Source organism: Bradyrhizobium sp., from assembly GCF_019244115.1.
Classification (GTDB): domain Bacteria; phylum Pseudomonadota; class Alphaproteobacteria; order Rhizobiales; family Xanthobacteraceae; genus Bradyrhizobium.
Map to the genome: position 1 here is coordinate 1 of NZ_JAFATE010000476.1, position 3,637 is coordinate 3,637.

The window sequence follows — 3,637 nt, forward strand, 5'->3', positions numbered from 1 at the left end:
CGAACGCGCCATCGGCAGGGGCCGCCCGCGCGGCCGATCTGCTCTCCCTCTCGCATGAGCCGATGTTCGTGTGGCGGCTCGGTGGGGCCATCGATAGCTGGAACGCCGGGGCCGAACGACTCTACGGGTTTTCGCCGGACGAGGCGATTGGCCGCATCAGCCACACGCTCCTGAAAACCAGGTTTCCGGTCGAACTCGCGGAGCTGACGTCCGAGCTTTTGAATGGCCATGTCTGGTCCGGCGAACTACGCCACACCTGCAAGGATGGACGCGAGGTCGTCGTCGACAGCCGGATGCAGCTCTTAAGTGACGGCACCGTGCTGGAGGTCAACCGCGACGTCACCGAGGTGCGGGCCTATGCGGCGGCGCAGGCGGCCCTGATGCGCGAGCTTTCGACCACGGCTGCCAAGTTCGAGGCGCTGTTCAACCAGTCCGCCATTTTCGCAGGGATTTTGGACCTGCACGGTTATCTGCGGGAAGCCAACAACCTGTCGCTCGACTGGTGCGGCTATACGCGCGAGCAGGTTCTGGGCCGGCCGTTCTGGGAGACACCGTGGTGGCGGGGCTCCGCGGAGATCAGGGCAAGAATACGCTTTGCCACTGCACAGGCGGCTGCGGGATCGGCGTTTCGCGAGGAGCTGCGCTACTGGCTGGCCGACGGGCGCGAGCGCATCGTGGACTTTGCGATGCATCCGATTCGCGACGCCACCGGCACGGTCATGTTCCTGCATCCCACCGGGCTCGACATCACCGAGCGCAAACAGGCCGAAGCGGCGCTCCGCGACACCGAACAGCGCTGGCGCTGGATTGCTTCGATCGTGGACTCCAATGAGGATGCGATCGTCAGCAAGGACCTGAACGGCATCATTTCCAGCTGGAACGCGGGCGCCGAGCGCCTGTTCGAATACAAGGCGGACGAGGCGATCGGCCAGCCGATCACGCTCATCATTCCGCAGGACCGCCTCGACGAAGAGCGCGAGATCCTCGCCCGCATCAGGCGCGGCGAGCGAATCGATCATCTCGAGACGGCCCGCCGGCGCAAGCATGGCGGTCTCATCAACGTCGCCTTGACCGTGTCTCCGGTCAAGGATGCGGAAGGCCGAATCGTCGGCGCCTCGAAGATCGCGCGCGACATCAGCGAGCAGAAGCGCAACCAGGAGCACATCCGCGTCCTCGCCCGGGAAGCGGAACACCGCAGCAAGAACCTGCTGGCGAATGTTGCGGCGATCGTGAACCTGTCCCGGTCGGACACCCCCGAGGGCCTGAAGGATGCGATCACCGGGCGCATCCGTGCGCTGTCGAATGTACACTCGCTGTTCGTCGAATCGCGCTGGAGCGGCGCCGAACTCTTGGCCATCGCGCGGCAGGAGCTTGCGCCCTATCTCGGCGAGGAGGGCGGCCGCGTCCGCATCGAGGGGCGCGAGGCGCTGCTGGAGCCGCCTGCCGCACAAGCCCTCGCGGTGGTGCTGCATGAGCTGGCCACCAACGCCACCAAATACGGCGCATTGTCCGACGCGACCGGCGCCATCGCGCTGACGTGGTCGCGCGACGCGGACGGAAAACTGCTGCTGCGCTGGACCGAAACGGGCGGCCCGCCCGTGCAAAAGCCCGAACGCCAGGGCTTTGGCAGCCGCCTCATCGAACGGACCATCGGCCAGCTGAACGGCACCGCCCGCTTCGACTGGCGCCCGGAGGGTCTGGTTTGCGAGATCACGCTGCCGACGTGACGCTTGGCTCGGCGGGTTTTGTGAGTGCGCACCGCGAAACCGCCTACTCCGCCATGTCCACCGGCTGCTGCTCGGCGGGACCGGCGACCGGCCGCCCCATGAGGATCCTGCCTTGCTGGTATCTTAAAAATGAGATATTAAAAAGGTGCATGGCCTGGCGGGTCGATATCCTCAACGAGACCGTTGCGGCGGAGATCGCCGCCCTTCCGACGGATATGCAGGCTCGATTTCTGCGGCTGGCCGATCGCATCGCGACAGTTGGCCTCGAAAGCCTGGGCGAGCCCCATGTCAAACACTTGGAGGGAAAGCTTTGGGAGCTAAGGCTCACGGGCCGTGATGGAATTGCTCGGGCGCTCTATGTCACGGCGATCGGTCGCAGGGTCGTCGTGGTCCGCGCCTTTGTTAAGAAGACGCAGAAGACGCCACGTGCCGAAATCGAACTCGCCTTGCGACGCGCAAAGGAGATCACATGACAATCCCGTTCGAGAAGCTCAAGGCACGCTTGCTGGCCAATCCCAGGGTCAAGGCCGAGTACGACGCGCTCGCACCGGAATTCGAGATCGCCGCCGAACTGCTCAAGGCCCGTTTGCGGGCCGGCCTGTCCCAGGCGGAACTGGCCACGCGGATGCGCACGAGCCAGTCCACGATCGCTCGCCTCGAAAGCGGTCAAACGCTGCCCAGCACCAAGACGCTGCTACGCTATGCGGAGGCGACGGGCAGCAGATTTCGGGTCAGGCTGTCGGCAGCCTGACGTTGCGCGCCTCGAAACGCTGAGGCCGGACTGCCGCCTACTCCGCCATGTCCACCGGCTGCTGCTTGACGGGACCGGCGAGCGGCCGTTCTTCCATTGCCATCATGCAGAGCGCGGTCGTGGCGAGCATCACCGTCGCAGCGCCGAAGACGTAACGGAAGGCCGCGATCATGTCGGCGACCGGAATGCCGCCGACCGGACCGTGACCCTCGCCGCCGAGCGAGATGTCGGAGCCGAGCGCCGTCAAGAGGATCGCGCTGAACATCGCGACCGTGAACGACGACATCATGGAGCGGAAGAAGTTCATCGCCCCGGTGATGGTGCCGACCTGCGAACGGTGCACCGCGTTCTGCAACGACACCACGCAGATCGGAAACGGGGTGCCGAGCCCGATGCCGAATGCGGCGAGCCACACCAGCAGCAGCCAGAGCGGCGGCGTGGTCAGCGTCAGCACGACGCCGACCAGAGTGGCGACTGACGTGCCGGCGATCGCGACGCGCTTGTAGTGCTTGACCCGCGCCATGGTGCGGCCGGCAAACGCTGCGCCGAAGGTCGAGATTGCCGCCAGCGGAATCAGCGCCAGGCCCGCCTCGCTGGCGGTCAGGTGATAAACCACCTCGTAATACAGCGGCAGGTGCACGGTGAGCCCGATCATGGCGCCGAGTGCGCAGCCACCGGCCAGCATGCTGTAGGGCACGACGCGGCCGCCGATCAGCGACAGCGGCAAGAACGGCTCGTCGGCGCGGTGCGCGTGCCAGACGAACGAGAGCGCCAGCGCGACCGAGGCCCCGAGCATCGCGACGATGGTCGGCGACAGCCAGGCGAAGCGGTGGCCGCCCCAGGTCAACACCAGCATGAAGACCACGGCGGACGCCATCAACAGCAGGCCGCCGAGCCAGTCGACCTCGCGCCTCATGTGAAAGACCGGAATGCGGGCCATTTTCGGCAGCAGCAGCGCGAGCGCTGCTGTTGCCAGCGGCACGTTGATCCAGAAGATCATCGACCAGTGCAGATGTTCGGCAAACACGCCGCCCAGCACCGGGCCGCCGATGCCGGCGAGCATCCAGACGCCGGAGAAATAGGCCTGGTACTGGCCGCGCTCGCGCGGCGAGATCACGTCGGAAATCACGGTCTGCACCACCGGCATGATGCCGCCGCC

Annotated in this window: 4 protein-coding genes; 3 read left to right on the forward strand and 1 reads right to left on the reverse strand. The window is 66.0% G+C overall.

Annotated elements, in window-relative coordinates:
- The 3 genes from JOZ76_RS20950 to JOZ76_RS20960 form a co-directional block, all read left to right on the forward strand.
- On the forward strand, positions 1–1,727 hold a 1,727-nt coding region (locus JOZ76_RS20950), incomplete at its 5' end, for a PAS domain S-box protein (RefSeq protein ID WP_291701419.1).
- 149 nt (positions 1,728–1,876) lie between these two features.
- Positions 1,877–2,200 carry a type II toxin-antitoxin system RelE/ParE family toxin gene (locus JOZ76_RS20955; protein WP_291701422.1) on the forward strand — a complete coding sequence of 108 codons (324 nt, stop codon included), beginning with the start codon at positions 1,877–1,879 and terminating at the stop codon, positions 2,198–2,200.
- Positions 2,197–2,478 carry a helix-turn-helix domain-containing protein gene (locus JOZ76_RS20960; protein WP_291701424.1) on the forward strand — a complete coding sequence of 94 codons (282 nt, stop codon included), beginning with the start codon at positions 2,197–2,199 and terminating at the stop codon, positions 2,476–2,478. The genes JOZ76_RS20955 and JOZ76_RS20960 overlap by 4 nt, the downstream gene beginning before the upstream one ends.
- 37 nt (positions 2,479–2,515) lie before the next feature.
- Here JOZ76_RS20960 and JOZ76_RS20965 read toward each other — a convergent pair.
- On the reverse strand, positions 2,516–3,637 hold a 1,122-nt coding region (locus tag JOZ76_RS20965), incomplete at its 5' end, for an MFS transporter (protein ID WP_291701426.1).

Coding starts and splice junctions, on each gene's coding strand:
- JOZ76_RS20955 (WP_291701422.1), top strand. CDS start 1,877: ATGGCCTGGCGGGTCGATATCCTCAACGAGACCGTTGCGGCGGAGATC.
- JOZ76_RS20960 (WP_291701424.1), top strand. CDS start 2,197: ATGACAATCCCGTTCGAGAAGCTCAAGGCACGCTTGCTGGCCAATCCC.